Here is a 15,815-nt window from a genome sequence, read left to right on the forward strand (position 1 = left end):
TCGCCTGCTGCTCTAACCAACAGGCACGCAAACCGCTTCTGCCACGCAGCACGCTGTTGAGGAAATAATGTCCGATCGAGTTCTGATAGACGGGTATTCACGCAAAGTCGATTACGTGCGTATGTCGGTGACCGATCGCTGCGACTTCCGCTGCGTGTATTGCATGGCCGAAGACATGACCTTTCTGCCGCGCCAGCAGATCCTTTCCCTTGAAGAAATTCAGCAGATCGCCGAACGCTTCGTGGCCCTGGGCACGAAAAAGATCCGCCTGACCGGTGGCGAGCCCTTGGTCCGGGCTGGAATCGTGGGTCTGTGCAAGAACATCGCCGCCCTGCCCGGCTTGCGTGAACTGTGCATGACCACCAACGGCTCGCAGTTGGAAAAGCTCGCCGCGCCGCTGTTCGATGCCGGCCTGAAACGCCTGAACATCAGCCTCGACAGCCTTGATCCTCAGCGGTTCAAGGAACTGACTCGCACCGGCGACCTGAGTAAGGTCATTGCCGGCATTGACGCCGCCAACGCTGCCGGTTTCACCCACACCAAACTCAACTGCGTAGTGATGCAAGGGCGTAACGATCACGAGATCAACGACCTGGTGGCCTTTGCCATCGACCGGAGCCTGGACATAACCTTCATCGAAGAAATGCCGCTGGGTCTGATCAGCGAACACAGCCGCGCCGAATCGTTTTTTTCCAGTGATCAAGTGCGCGAGCGCATCGCCGAACGCTACACCCTGATCAACTCTACCGAATCGACGCAAGGCCCCTCCCGCTACTGGCGCCTTGCCGAAGCACCGCACATCCGCGTCGGCTTCATCTCACCGCATAGTCACAACTTCTGCGCGACCTGCAACCGGGTGCGCGTGACCGTGGAAGGACGTCTGTTGCTGTGCCTGGGCAACGAACACTCCGCCGACCTGAAGGCTACCCTGCGTGCCAACCCCGGCCAGCCAGAAAAGCTGGAAAAAGCCATCATCGAAGCCATGAAGCTCAAGCCTTACAAGCACAATTTCGAGATCAACGATGACGTGCAGGTGGTGCGTTTCATGAACATGACCGGGGGCTGAAGGCGCAAGTCTCTGAGTTTACGCGGCCCTGCAGCTGTAGTCCGGCTTGCCTGTGATGGCAATTTCGAAGACGTGGCCGTCGGCACGCGGCGCGGCCAGCAAAGGCCGCCAGTGGGCTTTCGTGGAGATATGTTTGGATCATTGAGGTCAGCCTCGCGCTCGCCAGGCCGCGCACCGCAACGTCGTCCCTTTCCAGAGCCAGACTCAGTCACAAATGCGGGTGTGCGAATAAGTCTCGCCAAAACCTGTCGCTAAAAAATCGAACCGCTCGTTTGCGCGTAGATCGAAAACGTGCCCAACAAAAACCAGAAGCCACTGAACAACCAAGGTGTGCGCATCGAGAACATCAAGGATTTGCGGTAGCCCTTCTCACTCGACTCATGCTCGCTGAACAAAGGCGAGTCGTCGTAGGCCAGTCCCATCGCTGGTTGGCTGTGCAACAACTGGCTCTGCTTGAAATGCCAATGATCGATAATTTCATAGGCCGCGCGAATCCCCGGCCAGGCATGCATCGAACTGATAAGCCCTAACAACGTTAGAAACGGCGGCACCACCAGCGTAAAGAGCTTGCCCCATTCAGGATTGAGGTTGGCCATGGACGACGCAAACGCGATCACCAGGAACGACTGCGCTGACAGGTAGGCGTTGGTGCGATTGGAAAGAATGGCGGTCTCGTACTGAATTTCCTTACGGTAGAAATCCAGGCGTTCCTTGGGCGTCCCAAACAGGATCGACTCTGCACTATCGACATCGGCAATCGGCAGGCTGCTGGTAATGATGTTGGGGGCTACCGTTTCACGCTTCAAAACCAAAAACTCCCTGAAAGTGGTCTGATTAAAAGCCGGAACCGGCGTTGCGCCCAGTTCCGGCCGTGACTCAATGAGCGATCAATAGCTCAACGCAAATCATCAGACAGTGGCGTCGGCTCATTCGGTTGCAGTACATCGTCCGAGGCAGGAGGTTCGTTCCAGTCCTCAGGACGCTCAGACCGCTGGGCCCCCGGCTCATCCCAATCCGGTGGACGCTGCTCGTGGGCCGTATTTTCCTGCGCTTGGTCCTGGGCATCTTCAATGTCGCCCTCATCTGGATCGAGATCCTGATCGGCAGTGGGCAATGTTTCCGGGCGGGTGATTGGCTCGGTAGGATCAACTGACATAAGCACCTCTTCTCTGCAAGCCCTGGAACGTGGGGCGATTGTCATTTCGAAATGTTGGCCGTCCAAGCGTGCCCTAAACATGACCAGCGGTCGGAATCATTGCACTGGGGGATCATTTCAAGTTGCCCGACGCCCGCGCCATGCAGCGTACCCGGCGTTCCTCAACCCGCTGCGCGAACCAGGCGGTGGTCAGTTTGCGGGTGATCTTCGGGCTTTCCAGCACGATGCCCGGCAGGATGGCGCGAGGCAGCGGCCTGCCCGCGGCGGTGTCGGCCAACGCGAACACCTGCTTGTAGAGATCAGTGTCCTCGAATTGGAGCGTTTGGCCTTTTTCCAGGGCGCTGCGCAGGGTGGTATTGCGCATCCCCAGTTGCGTATGCAGGCTGCGTACCGCCAGTTCGGTCTGGCCCAGTGACGGGCCAAAACCGTAATTGATCAGGTCGCCATCAAGTGCCAGGCGCTTGCCGGAGAGGCGCGCCACAGCGCTCTGAAAGGCCGCGTTACGACTGGCGTACCAACCGGCATTGAAATCGGCGAAACGGTAGATCGGTTTATCGTAGCTGACCGGGTAACCCAGCAAATGGACGATACCGAAGTAGACCCCGCCGCGGCGCGAGAACACCTCATGGCGAATGGAATCCTCGATCGGATACGGATAGTTCCGTGCCTGTTGTTCAGCGAATTCGATACTGACCTGCATCGGCCCTGCGGTGTGCACCGGGTTGAAATTGCCGAACAGCGTGCGGCCCAGCGGCACCATGCCGATGAAGTCATCGAAGATCGCGCTCAGATCCTTCTCGGTGTGCGCCGCGTTCAATCGCTCGTTGTAGGTCTTGCCGCTGGGCGAGCGAATGTCCAGCGCGCTGCGTACCAGCAGATTGGGAATGTGCGCCTTGCTCGCCCGCCGGTCGATCTCGTCCTGGGCGATCCTGCCCATGCCGGGCACTGCGGGGTCGACCTGATAATTGGATTCCTGCTCGGCCACCGCCAGCACCGAACACAGGTTTTCCACCGTGGGATCGATTTTCTGCGTATCGAAGGCGGTGTAGATGTCCGATGCCCAGCCTTGGCGATCAGCGACCGACGCGGGCAGCAGGCGGACAATTTCGGCGCGTACCGACTCTGGACGCGGTGCGGGCGTCTGACTGCGCTGCGAGCTGCAACCGGCCAGAAATGCCAGCAGCATCAGGCTGAACGCGGCATGGGCGTGACGGGTGAGTCCTTTCGCGGGCATGGAATCTCGGTCTTCGGACGGTAGGGTGCCGATATGGACAACGTCCCTCGACAACTGACTCCCCTCTTTAATCACAGGGCGGCATCGCGGACCCAGCGAACCCGAATGTGTGACGGTATTCGCTGAGCGCCAGGCCGGTAATTTTCCTGAATGTGAGGCGAAACGATGCAGGATCCCGATAGCCCACCGTCCAGGCAATGTGGTCGATGGTGCTATGGGTGAGTTCGAGCATTTCCCGAGCCTTGCCCACGCGCAGATGCTGACAGTACTCGGTGGGCTTGAGCCCTGTCGCCGCCCGGAAGCGTCGCAGGAAGGTACGCTCTTCGAGCCCCGCACGCAGCGCCATCCGCGCGATCGAAACGTCCACCGCACCGATACTTTGCAACCAGTGCTGAACCCTCAGCACGGCCACGTCGCCGTGAGCGAGGATCGGCGCGAAGTTGCGGCCGCACCGTTGGGCACTTTCGCTGTGTTCGATGACGAGAAAACGCGCGGTGCGGGCCGCAATGCTCGGCCCTAGCAACCGTTCAACCAGCCGCAACCCCAAGGCCGACCAGGCCATCAAGCCTGCAGTGGTAATGATGTCGCCGTCGTCGATAATCGGTTGATCGGCGTTAACCCTGATCGTGGGGAAACGCTCAGCCAGGGGCTTGGCCCGCGTCCAATGGGTGGTGGCCGCACGACCGTTGAGCAGGCCGGTCTGCGCGAGCACGAAGGCGCCCAGGCACACGGTGCCGATGGTCGCGCCAGCGGCGTGTTGCGCCAGCACCCAGCGCGACAGCCCCTCCATCGTCTCGGTCCCCGGAAGCCCCTTCAACGAAGGCGGAATTACCACGGCGGCCAGCGCTGCGTGAGGCTCACCGGCAACACTTTGGTAGGTTCGCTGCGGCTCACTACCGTTGTCCACGTGCCAGTGACTGACTGCCAAACGTGGTAACCGCACTGACGCTTGCTCGTCGGCCATGTGATTGGCGACCTCGAACAGATCGGTCAGGCCGTGAACCGCAGCGCTCTGCGCACCGGGATAGATCAGCAGGCCAATCTCGGCAACTGGCCGTTGAGCATTCATTGTCAGTTTTCCCTCGCTTAATGTCGGTGCAGCCAATCCCCATGTCTGTCCGCAGAGTCGATACTGCATCCACTTCCTGCACACCCTGACCGAGGAGGCAGACATGCCTGAATCAGCGCTCATCGTAATCGATATCCAGAACGACTACTTTCCTGGCGGCAAATGGGCTCTGAGCGGCGCCGACGCAGCGGCCGACAACGCTGTCCGGGTAATCCAGGCGACCCGCGACGCAGGCGATCCGATCATCCATGTCCGCCATGAGTCCACCCGCGCCGACGCTCCATTCTTTGCTCCGGGCTCCGAAGGCGCGAAGTTTCACCCCCGGTTCACCCACCAAGGCCAGGAGCCAGTGGTGCTCAAGCACTTCGCCAACGCCTTTCGCGATACCGGACTCAAGCAATTACTCGACCAGCACGGCGTCGAACATCTGGTGCTGATCGGCTCCATGAGCCACATGTGCATCGATGCCACGACACGTGCTGCGGTGGACCTGGGCTACACCGTCAGGGTGATTCACGATGCCTGCGCGACCCGCGACCTGACGTTCGAAGGCACCACGGTTCCTGCAGCGCACGTGCAGGCTGCGTTCATGGCAGCGCTGGCGTTCGCCTACGCGCAGGTGATCTGCACCGACGACTTCTTGCCCCCACTCGCGGGCAGCCGCCCCTAGCGATCCCCCTGCGCGATGCTGGCGTACGTCAAAAACGCTAGCCGCGGCGCTGGACGCCAAAGCAGTGGAGGCCTCAACAGCGACGCTCGCAGCCTCCCTCCCTTGAAGATCGGCGCCTTGTTCCTCTCCCGATTCATCCTGTGGTAAACAGGAAAGGCTGCAACGTATTCGTAGCCGCAATCAGGACGCGGTCCCAGCCCAGGGAGCGCGCCGCAAGGAGGAAAACAATGAGCGAGAAGAAAGCCGATGTTCTAGTCTGGGGCCCTGTGCATGCTGCGCTGACCCAGAATCTCAACCGCGACTTCACCGTGCACAATCGTTGGGAGATCCAGAACATCGATGCCTGGGCCAGCGAGCATGGCGATAACGTTCGCGGCGTGGTCACCAGCGGCGTTTACGGCACCGATAACGCGCTGCTCGACAAACTACCGAACCTGCAGGTGGTCAACAGCTTCGGCGTCGGCTACGACGCGATCGACACCAACTACCTGGCCAAACGCGGCATCCAGCTGAGCAACACCCCGGATGTGCTGAACAACGCGGTCGCCGAAACCGCGATGGCGCTGATGCTGTGCGTGTCGCGACGCATCAGCGAAGCCGAGCGTTTCGTGCGTGCTGGAAAGTGGGCCAGCGGCAAACTACCGCTGGGTAATGATTTGTGCGGCAAGACCTGCGGCATCGTCGGCCTGGGCAAGATTGGCAAGACCATCGCCAAACGCGCCGCCGCGTTCGACATGAACATCGCGTACTTTCGTCGTGGCCAACCGTACCCGGACGTTTCCTATACGCACTACGCCGACCTGCTCGAACTGGCCAAGGCATCGGACTATTTGATCGTCATCGTACCCGGCGGGCCCGAGACTCAGCAGTTGATCAACGCTGATGTACTCGATGCCCTCGGACCGAAGTCGTACCTGATCAACGTCGCTCGCGGCTCGGTGGTCGATGAACAGGCACTGGTCGCTGCGCTGCTGGAGTCGCGCATCGCCGGCGCCGGCCTGGATGTGTTCGAAGACGAGCCCAACGTTCCGGCAGAACTGCTGAATCTGGACACCGTAGTACTGACTCCGCACATCGGCAGCGGTACGTACGAAACGCGCCAGGCCATGGCCGATCTTGTGTTCGCCAACGTCAGCGGATTCTTTGACAATGGCGCGCTGGTCACCCCGGTTTCGCTGTAGTCCGTGCGCTAGCCATCGGGCTTGCCAGTGGGAGCGATTTCCAACGCCTCGCCGCTGGCAGGCCGAGCGGCTACAACGATCTTTCTCAACTGCAGCCGCGCCGCCCACCCGTGACCGTAGGTCAGTCTTCATCCTGCGCTGCCAACTTTTGCGGATAATGCCGGTCCAACCGCCCCGAACATGAACACGGGAGAATCCTGTTTGAACATTGCCGGCGTCATCTTTGACTGCGACGGAACCCTGGTAGACAGCGAAAGGCTGGCTGCAGGGCTTTTGCGCGACATACTCCAAGAGCATCGCGTGACGTTGAGCGTCGACGAAGTGCTGGAGCGCTTTCGCGGCGTGCAGTTCGCGCTGTGCATGCAGGGCCTGTGCCGCGATTACCCGTGGTTGCCCAGCCTTGAAATCGTCAATAACTTCAGGGCGCGTACCCTGCCCCTTCTGCAAGCCGAACTCGAAGAAATGCCCGGCGCCGTGGAGTTCGTTCGCAGCCTTGCGCTGCCCAAATGCGTAGCCTCCAACGGCCCGCGCAGCAAGATCGAAACCTGCCTTAGCACTGTAGGCCTGCTCGACGTGTTTCACGGCCTGATCGTCAGCGCCTATGAAGTGGAGGCCTGGAAACCGTCGCCCATTCTGATTGAGCACGCCGCAGATCTGTTGGGGTTAAAGCCCGAAGAATGCCTGCTGGTCGAAGACAGCATCCCCGGGGTGCAGGCCGGTCTGGGCGCCGGGGCACAAGTGGCCGGGTACGGCGATACGGATTTTTCCGAATTCGTCGACCACGCCAACTTTCACCCGGTGAAGGATTTTGGCGAGCTCAAGCAACTGGTTCAGCGGATCAGCTGATTGCATTTGCAGGTCCGGCCAATACGGCTTGCCGGCGCTGGCGCCCTTGAAATACTAATGCACTCCCACGCAGAGCGTGGGAACGATCAACTACACCCTGCCAGATGACATGCCCGCCGCAGCCCCACCGCGTTATACAGCGTAGGAACGATCTCCAGGCAGGTGCGCCGACGCTGGGTGAAACACCGAATCTGTAGTAGCACACCCCAACGTTGATCCATCCGGTCAAACGACACTAGCCAGGCACGCCCGCCGATCCGATTGGCCCTTGCTCGCATCCCGCGAACTCGATACTGTACATAAAAACAGTATAGAGAAATTTCATGCAGCTGATCGACAAGCTGAGCATCCTCGCTGATGCCGCCAAGTACGACGCTTCCTGCGCCAGCAGTGCCGCGCCCAAGCGCAGTTCCGAAGGCAAATCCGGCATTGGCTCCAGCACCGGCATGGGCATCTGCCACAGCTACACCCCGGACGGACGCTGCGTCTCGCTGCTGAAAATACTGCTCACCAACTTCTGCCTTTATGACTGCCAGTACTGCGTCAACCGTCGCTCCAGCGACGTACCGCGGGCGCGCTTTACCCCCGAAGAAGTGGTCACCCTGACCCTGGACTTCTATCGGCGCAATTGCGTCAGCGGGCTGTTTCTCAGCTCGGGCATTATTCGCTCGGCAGACTACACCATGGAACAACTGGTCAGAGTGGCCAGGCTGCTACGTGAAGAGCATGAGTTCCGCGGATACATTCATCTTAAGACCATCCCCGAAGCTGACCCCGCACTTATCGAAGAAGCCGGTCGCTACGCCGATCGACTGAGCGTCAACATTGAGCTGCCCACCCAGTTGGGGCTGCAGACATTGGCGCCCGAGAAGGAAATGGGCTCGATCAAGCAGGCGATGCAGACCATTTACACCGGTCAGCAGACCGTTCTCAACGAACCGAGAGCCCCGCGCTTCACGCCCGCTGGGCAAAGCACGCAGATGATCGTCGGCGCCGATGACACTGACGACAGCACGCTGTTGCACACTGCCGAATCGTTGTATGGCGATTTTCGCCTCAAGCGCGTGTACTACTCGGCCTTCAGCCCAATTCCCAACAGTCCGAAAAGCGTGCCGCTGGCTGCCCCGCCGCTGATGCGCGAGCACCGCCTGTATCAAGCTGACTTCCTGCTACGTGGCTACGGTTACAGCGCCAACGAGTTGCTGGCCGGACCGGGTCATCTGGCATTGGATATCGATCCCAAGCTGGCGTGGGCACTTGAACATCGCGACGTCTTTCCGCTGGACCTGAACTGTGCTGAACCGGCGATGATCGCACGCATCCCCGGCATTGGCATTCGCACCACCAAGCGGCTGGTCGAACTGCGGCGTCAGCGCCGGATCCGCTACGAGGACCTGACCCGGCTGCGCTGCGTACTGGCCAAGGCCAAACCCTTCATCATCACCAGTGATTACCATCCACGGCAGGCCGAAAGCTCCAGCGTGATGTTGCGCGAGCAATTGCGCGACCGTCCCCAACCACAACAGATGGCGTTGTGGGCATGATTATTCTCGATTGCGCTGATCTGTTCGACACCTGGCGCCAGCAAGCGCGCTGGCTGCTCAGTCATCAGATTAATCCGGATCAGGTGAGCTGGAGCGTGCGCGAGGACGCCGACCTGTTCGTCAGCGATCACCACTATCCCGAGCATCTGGGGCCATTTCAGGCGCGGGTGCCAATGGAGTTGCTGGAGCTTCTGCAGAGCGCTGCCCAGTATTGCGGGGAACAAAGGTGGAGCCTGCTATATGAGGTGCTGTGGCGAGTCAGCCACGGGGACCGCACCGCCATGCTGGCTGGGGACAAGCTGGGCAGCGAGTTGCATCGGCGTCTTAAGCAGGTCAGCCGCGAAGCTCATCACCTGCATGCGTTTCTGCGCTTCATCGCCCTGCCCGTCAGCCCCAACCCCAAGGATCTGGCGGTTAAGGCAGCGCTTCTGGAAACGCAGTCTCTGCCCGAGTACGTCGCCTGGCACGAACCGGCCCACGACATCCTGCGCAGTGCCAGCGAGCATTTCATCGGCCGACTGGGTCGACACCGCTGGATGATCGCAACGCCCAAGGACGGTGTGTTCTACGACGGTCAGCAACTGATTCACAAACGCCAGTGCCCGCAAGCCTGGCAGGCGCTGGCGCGTAATGCTGACGATCCCCATGGTGAGCTGTGGTTGACCTATTACAGCCACATCTTCAACCCGGCGCGCCTTAATCCAAAGGTCATGCAGGGCCATTTGCCCGCCCGTTTCTGGAAAAACCTGCCTGAGGGCCCGTTGATCCCTGCGCTGATCAGCGAAGCGCGCACGGGCAAGCAGCGCGATGGGCAGGCGAGGAAAATTGCCGAGCGTCAAGGAAAGGTGATCAGGGCGAGCAAGTAGGCAGCCTCTGAAGCTGCTTTTTTTCTCGCCGTCCAGTGCCTTCGATAATCCGCGCAGTCTGCCTGCACACCGAGGATGGCTGCGGTTTTGGGCCTGATCATGAGTAGCCGAGCCGCTACTGCACCTTTCGGATGACCGCCCGGCGCAGCAGCGTTATGGTCCTTGCTGATGCACTGCGGTCTGCATGCCTGCGGTATTCAAGGGTGACCCCAGTGCCGCGCCGAAGAACTCGACAGCCTCGCTGCTAAGACTGCGATGGATGTCTTCACGGTCCACACCCATGGCATCGGTGCAAAGCCCGGGCTGCCGGGCGCGCTGCTCGTCATCACAGGGCGCCATGAACACGAAATGCCCCGCACCGGCCAGCAGTTTGAAGTTCGCCACGTCAGGCAGCTTGCGCGCCAGCGCTTCGGCGTTCTTGTCAATGGCCAGCAATTCATCACCATCGCCGCTGTACAGCAGCACGGGCACATGAACATCCGCCAGGGTTTGGCGACCGAACATCAAGCCCAATGGCGCCATCAACATCAATGCACCCACGCGAGAATCGGCCTGCGCATGCAAGTCATCCCGGTCAGCCAACAGCTCGCCCTGGGTCTTGCAGGCATCGCGGTCCTGAGGACGCTCCAGGCAATACTGACGCAGGCGGTTCAGATCCGGCTGCGCGCCCGCCAGGATCAGGGCAGTCTCGCCGCCTGCGGAGTAACCGATAACCCCGACCCGCCGCGCGCTGATATAAGGAGACAGCATCGGATCGAGCAATGCGGCACTAATCGCCTCCGAAATCTGCAGGGGCCTGCCGTAGAGATTACTCAGGCTGCCCAGTCGGCTGTGGTCCAGGTAGTTATCACCGGGGTGAAACACTGCGACGACGATAAAGCCTTTGCGTGCCAGCGAGGTCATCAGGTCGTGCTGGGCCAGCGGCGTCCCGGTATTGCCGTGAGAGAGCATCAGCAGCGGAAAACGCCCCATGGCAATCGCAGCGTCTTCGGTCGCCTCAATGGGATAGCCCTGCACGCGCGTGACGTTGTCCGGGTCGGTGGACGGATAAAAGGCGTAGGCGTGCATGGGCTGCGAATCCAGCGGGTCGAGGAAGGTCAGCTCGTGAAAGCCTACGCTCCAGCTCGCGAGTTCGCTGGCTTGCACCGAAACCAAGCCGCCGAACAGGCTAAACACTATCAGTGCACAAAGACGCATCATCGCAATGCCCCTCACCGTTCCAATCCATGCCCTATTAATCAAACCTGTGGGGTTTGAAGTCCTTGTAAACCCATACCTGTCGCTATGTGACCGACGAAAGTCGATAACATTCAGGGAGGTTGTTAGATCATTAGTGCACAAGGCGGGCCAAGCTCGAAAACTCCGAGATCGCAGGCGGATCTTCAAGGCTAAGGCCGCCGAATTCGCTGCGATGTTACCGCCAGTGAGCCAAGGCTACGCGCAAAGAAACCGCAAAGCCTATCGCCCCGCTGAACGCCGGTGTTTAAGGCGGCCAAAACGATGAAAGCCCCGGCCTCCCTCGGCTCGGGGCCTGAGGTGGCGGGGCTTGGGTGATCGAACCTGCGGGCGCCGCCAGGCTACCGCGTGTCGCGCATGATTATGCGAACAGGGAGTCGTCGATGTGCTTCTGTGCAGCGCTCAGGGTAGTGGCCCGAGGCTCTTCGCCATAAGCCAGGCCATGGGCAGAAACGAACTGCAGGTCAGTGACACCGAGAAAGCCGAACAGCACTTTAAGCAGGTCATCGTGACCAGCGCTGGTCGGTTGCCCCGCATGCAGGCCGCCGGCGGTGGAAACAATGATGACTTTCTTGCCTTGGCAAAGGCCCTGCGGCCCGGTTTCGGTATAGCGGAACGTACGGCCGGCCACCGTGATGCGATCGATCCAGGCTTTGAGCTGGCTGGGGATGGTGAAGTTATACATCGGCGCACCGATGACCACCACGTCCGCCGCCAGGAATTCTTCCAGGGTTGCTTCGTTGGTTTGCACTTCCAGTTGCTGAGCCGCATCACGCGCTTCAGCCGGGGTGCTTGCGGCAGCCAGTGTGGCACCGGAGAAGTGGCCCAGAGCATCGTTGGCCAGATCGCGGTAAACCACCTCAGTGCCCGGCTGTGCGGCGGTGAACGTCTGAACGACGCGGCGGGTCAATTGGCGCGACGCGGAGTGATCGCCAAGAATGCTGGAATCGATGTGCAAGAGTTTCATAGGGGTTCCCAAGTGAAAATCGCCATGGGGGCGATCAAGTGGCAATCATCCTACCGTCTGGATCAATAACTGATTAGTGGCCGAAAGTGCGATAGTTCGTCCTACGTATAGGACAGTCGGGTGCAAGATGCAGGACCTTAATGATCTTTACTACTTCGCCAAGGTGGTCGAGTGCGGCGGTTTTGCAGCTGCCGGACGCTCATTGGGCATTCCCAAGTCGCGGCTGTCGCGACGAATCGCCGAGCTGGAAAACCGGCTCAACGCCAGCCTTCTGCAGCGCACCACTCGCAAGTTGGCGCTTACCGCGGTGGGCGAGCGCTATCTGCAGCATTGTCAGGCGATGCTGCTGGAGGCTGAAATGGCCGACGAAGTGGTTGCAACGTTGTCGGCCGAGCCCCGTGGACGGTTGCGTATTTCATGCCCGGTGGGCATGACTCACTGGAACCTGAGCAAAGTGGTCACCGACTTTCTCGCTCGGTATCCGCAGGTACAGCTGGACCTGTTACTGGTCAACCGCCGGGTCGACCTGGTCAACGAGGGCATCGATGTCGCCCTGCGCGTACGGGAAATCGGTGATGAAGACCCCAGCCTGATCGTGCGTCATCTGGCGCCGGCTGGCGCGGCGCTGGTGGCCTCCCCTGCCTTGATAGCCAACTACGACATCCGTACGCCCGAAGACCTGAACGCGCTGCCGGTGCTGGGAGCCATCGAGGCTGATCGCAAGGTGCATTTCCATCTGGTGCATGAAGATGGGCGGCGCCAGGAGGTGCTGCTCGATCCACGGCTGGCCGTGGATGATTTCACCATCCGCAAGGCAGGTGCCCTGGCGGGGCTGGGAATCACCATGTTGCCGATGATGAACTGTCGTGATGCGCTGGCCGATGGCAGTCTGGTTCGGTTGCTGGCGCAGTGGTCGATGTCTACGGGTAATCTTCAGGCGGCCTATACCCAGCGTCGAGGGGCACTGCCTGCGGTCAGGGCGTGGCTGGATCACGTGGAGGCGGCGTTTGCTGGGGGTTCGATGTGCTGGGTCTAGGGTGAATGGGCTGACGTTTGCCGTGGGTTCGGGTTTGCGGTCGCCCAGAGCTGAACGACCGTCAAGCCAAACCTTCCCAGATCCGCATCACGCGCTCGCTCTGATTGGCGCGCAGACGGTGCAGCGAGATATCGAAACCGATCTGCATTTCGGGCCCACCGGCGATCAGCAATTGCCCTGACGCCAAAGCGTCGCTGACCACCATCTGTGGCAGCCAGGCCAGGCCGCTGCCGCGCTTGGCCATTTCCAGAATCGCTTCATACGAGTCGGCCTGATAGATCATGCGCAATGCCAGGCGCTGCGGCAGGCGCGCCAGATGCTGGGCCAGCACGCCGCGCAGCGACAGCGTCGGCGAGAACCCCAGCCATGGAATGCTCGACGCACCGCTGTTCGCGTCGATAGAGAACATCGGCCGCCCTTGCGCGTCGGGGGCGCTGACCGGGAGCAACTGCTCCTGAGCCAGCACCCGCGAATCGAAGCGCTCGCTGTCGATCAGGATGCGAGTCAGGGGGCTGGAAAAAATCAACTGCAGATCGACCTCCCCCGCCATCATTTTCGCAATGGCTTCCTGCGCCCCGCCCGTGACCAGCGACACGGGGAACGCGCCGAACCGCTCGTGCAGCGACTGATACCAGTCAGGAAAAAACACGCTGGCCAGTGTGCGGCCCGTGGCGATGCGCAGCGGTTCGTCCCGGTTCATGCCAATGTTCTGAAATTGCGCGCGGGCCGCCAGCAGCAGCGCCATCGATTGACTCGCGGCATCGAGAAACAGCAGCCCGGCCGGCGTCAACGACAAGGGTTGCTTGCGTTCCACCAACGGCGCTCCGACCCAGTCCTCCAGCGCTCGAATGCGCCTGCCGAACGCCGGATGCGTCACACAACGATTCTCCGCCGCCCTCGACAGACTGCGCGTGCGCGCCAGTTCGATGAAGTCTTCCAGCCATTCCAGTTGCATCGGGTGTCCTGTCCAGTATCGTGACCTGAGGCGGCATTTGCGCATAAGGCGCGGGGCTTGTCATCGGTCATTGTCGCCAGCAGCAACCGGCCAGGGCTGCAGCACCCATCCGCTGTCACTCACGTGCAGGCGATGAGTCAACGCCAGACGGTCAAGGAAACAGGCGTCATGGGACACCACCACCAGCGCCCCTGCGTACTGACGCAACATGCTCTCAACGGCCTGCAGCGAAACCAGATCCAGGTGGTTGCCCGGTTCATCCAGCAACAACAACCGGGCGGGCCGATCAGCATACAGCGCACAGGCCAGGGCGGCCTTCAGCCGCTCGCCGCCACTGAGCACAACGCATGGTTGCGTCAGCCTGTGAGCATCGAGACCAAGATGCGCCAGGCGCGTGCGCAGTTTGCCTTCACTGACCATTCGGTTGACCTTCAGCAATTGCTCAAGCACCGACTGATTCGGATCAAGGTCACTCTGTCGTTGATCGAGAAATGCGGTTTGCACCTGCACCGAACACTGGCCCGTCTGCGGGCTGAGCTGACCTGCGAGCACCTGCAGCAGGGTCGACTTGCCTGCGCCGTTTGCGCCGACCAACCCGATTCGCTGACGAGCGCCGATGAGCAGATCGAGTGTGGCAGTGCTAGGCCCCCCGTGTGGCAGGCGCAGGTCTTTCAAGTCGGCTACCCGATGGCGGTAAGCAGATTCAGTGACGGGTGAATACAGCGTGATGTCGACGTCCTGTTCAACCCGTTGCGCCGCCTCGCGAACCTGCTGCGTGAAGGCCTCCAGGGCAACGCTCTGGCGAACGTGCAACTTGCCCAGGCTCTGCTCGCTGCGCGCCTTTTGCCTGCCCAGCTGGATCGGCGCCTGATTGGCCTGGCGTGCGTTTCGATTACCCTGGGTCTGCCGTCGCTCCTGGCGCTCACGCTGCTGCGCCAGCGCCCGTTCGCCCTGTTTGCGCTGGTGCTTGCGTTGCTCAACCAAGCGCTCGGCATCCTCGCGCTCCTGCGCCTTGCACTGCTCGTAGAACGCAAAATTGCCGCCGTAACCCTGCAATCCCAGTGATGAGAGTTCGACGATGCGGGACATTTGCTGCAGCAGCGCACGGTCGTGGCTGATGACCAGTAGGCCTTTAGGCCACAGGCGCAGTTGCTCCATCAGCGCCTCGCGACCCGCGTAATCAAGATGGTTGCTGGGCTCATCGAGAATCAGCATATCCGGCTCCGCGAGCCAGGCGCCCAATAAGGCCACGCGCATGGCTTCACCGCCGCTCAACTCGGTAGCGGGTCGGTCTAGCGCCAAATGCCCGAGGCCATGAGCTTACAGCAGCATCTGCAACCGTTGGCGAATGTCCCAGCGCTCGCCTACTGCATCGAAATCGGCAGGATCGACACTGCCTGCTTCGATGCGCTGCAAGGCGTTGAGCATTGAGGCGGCGCCTGCAAGGCCCGCCACGGTCGACGCGCGAGGAAGATCAACCTGCTGAGCCAGGTAGTACACCGCACCGGCGCGCAGGCAACGTCCGGCACTGGGCTCAAGCTGTCCTGCGAGCAAGCGCGCCAGCAAGCTCTTACCCACGCCATTACGCCCAACCAGGCCAGTGGGCTGTTGGTCAAATTGCGCGCAGAGATCGGAGAAGACCAGCCTGCCGTCGGGCAAGGCCAGGGAAACGCTTTGCAGCGTCAGGTATGCAGTCGTCATACACGTACTCAAAGGATGCCACGAAACATTCCCCCTGACGTCAGGGAGCCTGAAAACGGGCCGTCGAAACAGGACGGCGGCATCAATTGCGCATCGGACGAACACCTCATGAGACGTGAGAACGGGCCGGAGTATGGAGCTCTATCGCGATCGGAACAAGCGTCAGGCCATCTTGCTATGGTCGCTTCCGCAAAATGCTGATGCACGGCAGCGCTGAACAGGCGATGCCGCCGCCCTTCAGGCGCAATGTTGATTTTTGTCATTGCAAAAACCTGCCACTGGGTTGCA

The 15,815-nt window shown here is 60.7% G+C and carries 14 protein-coding genes and 1 pseudogene; 7 read left to right on the plus strand and 8 right to left on the minus strand.

The window, feature by feature from the left end:
- Positions 1–67 precede the first annotated feature (67 nt).
- Positions 68–1,066 carry a GTP 3',8-cyclase MoaA gene (gene moaA, locus B3I26_RS05725; RefSeq protein ID WP_296256018.1) on the plus strand — a complete coding sequence of 333 codons (999 nt, stop codon included), beginning with the start codon at positions 68–70 and terminating at the stop codon, positions 1,064–1,066.
- Positions 1,067–1,317: 251 nt separating this feature from the next.
- Here the strand turns inward: moaA and B3I26_RS05730 are convergent, their stop codons facing one another.
- The 4 genes from B3I26_RS05730 to B3I26_RS05745 form a co-directional block, all read right to left on the minus strand.
- Positions 1,318–1,845 carry a hypothetical protein gene (locus B3I26_RS05730; protein ID WP_296256457.1) on the minus strand — a complete coding sequence of 176 codons (528 nt, stop codon included), beginning with the start codon at positions 1,843–1,845 and terminating at the stop codon, positions 1,318–1,320.
- A 116-nt stretch (positions 1,846–1,961) separates the two neighbouring features.
- A complete protein-coding gene (locus B3I26_RS05735) occupies positions 1,962–2,222 on the minus strand; it encodes a hypothetical protein (RefSeq protein WP_296256021.1) in 261 nt (86 codons plus the stop codon).
- Between the two features lie 112 nt (positions 2,223–2,334).
- Positions 2,335–3,456, minus strand: coding sequence for a DUF1615 domain-containing protein (locus tag B3I26_RS05740; RefSeq protein WP_409522001.1), 1,122 nt, complete (start codon positions 3,454–3,456; stop codon positions 2,335–2,337).
- Between the two features lie 67 nt (positions 3,457–3,523).
- Complete coding sequence (locus B3I26_RS05745) at positions 3,524–4,525, minus strand: GlxA family transcriptional regulator (RefSeq protein ID WP_296256022.1); 1,002 nt, start codon at positions 4,523–4,525, stop codon at positions 3,524–3,526.
- Between the two features lie 103 nt (positions 4,526–4,628).
- Here B3I26_RS05745 and B3I26_RS05750 point away from each other — a divergent pair, with 103 nt between their 5' ends.
- The 5 genes from B3I26_RS05750 to B3I26_RS05770 all read left to right on the plus strand — a co-directional run bounded on the left by B3I26_RS05750 (position 4,629) and on the right by B3I26_RS05770 (position 9,632).
- A complete protein-coding gene (locus B3I26_RS05750; RefSeq protein WP_296256024.1) occupies positions 4,629–5,195 on the plus strand; it encodes a cysteine hydrolase family protein in 567 nt (188 codons plus the stop codon).
- Between the two features lie 227 nt (positions 5,196–5,422).
- Positions 5,423–6,376, plus strand: a complete 954-nt coding sequence (locus tag B3I26_RS05755; protein WP_296256026.1) for a 2-hydroxyacid dehydrogenase — start codon at positions 5,423–5,425, stop codon at positions 6,374–6,376.
- 201 nt (positions 6,377–6,577) lie between these two features.
- The gene (locus B3I26_RS05760; RefSeq protein ID WP_296256029.1) at positions 6,578–7,222 is read left to right on the plus strand and encodes an HAD family hydrolase; all 645 of its coding nucleotides are present in this window, start codon (positions 6,578–6,580) and stop codon (positions 7,220–7,222) included.
- A gap of 323 nt (positions 7,223–7,545) precedes the next feature.
- Entirely contained in the window at positions 7,546–8,766 is a 1,221-nt protein-coding gene (locus B3I26_RS05765; RefSeq protein WP_296256031.1) for a putative DNA modification/repair radical SAM protein, read from the plus strand.
- Positions 8,763–9,632 carry a TIGR03915 family putative DNA repair protein gene (locus B3I26_RS05770; RefSeq protein WP_296256033.1) on the plus strand — a complete coding sequence of 290 codons (870 nt, stop codon included), beginning with the start codon at positions 8,763–8,765 and terminating at the stop codon, positions 9,630–9,632. Before B3I26_RS05765 ends, B3I26_RS05770 begins: the two co-directional genes overlap by 4 nt.
- A 153-nt stretch (positions 9,633–9,785) precedes the next feature.
- Here the strand turns inward: B3I26_RS05770 and B3I26_RS05775 are convergent, their stop codons facing one another.
- Both B3I26_RS05775 and B3I26_RS05780 read right to left on the minus strand, forming a co-directional pair.
- Complete coding sequence (locus tag B3I26_RS05775; protein WP_296256036.1) at positions 9,786–10,832, minus strand: alpha/beta hydrolase family protein; 1,047 nt, start codon at positions 10,830–10,832, stop codon at positions 9,786–9,788.
- Between the two features lie 397 nt (positions 10,833–11,229).
- Entirely contained in the window at positions 11,230–11,835 is a 606-nt protein-coding gene (locus B3I26_RS05780) for an FMN-dependent NADH-azoreductase (RefSeq protein ID WP_296256037.1), read from the minus strand.
- Between the two features lie 127 nt (positions 11,836–11,962).
- On the opposite strand from B3I26_RS05780, the gene B3I26_RS05785 reads away from it, so the two are divergent.
- Positions 11,963–12,871: a LysR substrate-binding domain-containing protein gene (locus B3I26_RS05785; RefSeq protein WP_296256039.1), complete on the plus strand. Its 909-nt coding sequence runs from the start codon at positions 11,963–11,965 to the stop codon at positions 12,869–12,871.
- 61 nt (positions 12,872–12,932) lie between these two features.
- Here B3I26_RS05785 and B3I26_RS05790 read toward each other — a convergent pair whose 3' ends face one another.
- Both B3I26_RS05790 and B3I26_RS05795 read right to left on the minus strand, forming a co-directional pair.
- Positions 12,933–13,826 carry a LysR family transcriptional regulator gene (locus B3I26_RS05790; protein WP_296256041.1) on the minus strand — a complete coding sequence of 298 codons (894 nt, stop codon included), beginning with the start codon at positions 13,824–13,826 and terminating at the stop codon, positions 12,933–12,935.
- Positions 13,827–13,886: 60 nt separating this feature from the next.
- Positions 13,887–15,527: pseudogene (locus tag B3I26_RS05795) on the minus strand (ABC-F family ATP-binding cassette domain-containing protein).
- Positions 15,528–15,815 lie beyond the last annotated feature (288 nt).

This window comes from Pseudomonas sp. UBA5706, from assembly GCF_002419965.1.
Lineage (GTDB): Bacteria > Pseudomonadota > Gammaproteobacteria > Pseudomonadales > Pseudomonadaceae > Aquipseudomonas.